We start from the raw sequence: 244 nt of genomic DNA, 5'->3' as shown, positions 1-244 counted from the left end.
CATCACTTTGAAGGCGGGAAGTCGGTATTTGAATTATCGGGCAGTACTCACCACGATCACTTAGTATGTTTAAAGTGTGGAAAAGTTGTTGAGTTTGAAGATGAGATGATTGAACGTCGTCAGCTTGAAATAGCTCAAGAAAACGGTATTACTTTAACAAACCACTCTTTATATATTTACGGAGAGTGTGATGATAAAGCTGCATGTAAAGCGTTTAGTGATGCAAATAGTTAGTATATCCTAG

General features: G+C 37.3%; 1 protein-coding gene. It reads left to right on the top strand.

Annotated features, from left to right (window positions below; translation table 11 throughout):
* A partial coding sequence (locus tag R2R70_RS22490; RefSeq protein WP_410979270.1) for a transcriptional repressor occupies nucleotides 1-234 on the top strand: 234 nt, incomplete at its 5' end.
* Between the last annotated feature and the right edge of the window lie 10 nt (nucleotides 235-244).

The sequence above is a fragment of the Cobetia sp. SIMBA_158 genome, assembly GCF_046566945.1.
Lineage (GTDB): Bacteria > Pseudomonadota > Gammaproteobacteria > Pseudomonadales > Halomonadaceae > Cobetia > Cobetia amphilecti.
The sequence above is the reverse complement of the archived record's forward strand: the minus strand, read 5'-3'. Positions and strand labels throughout refer to the sequence as shown.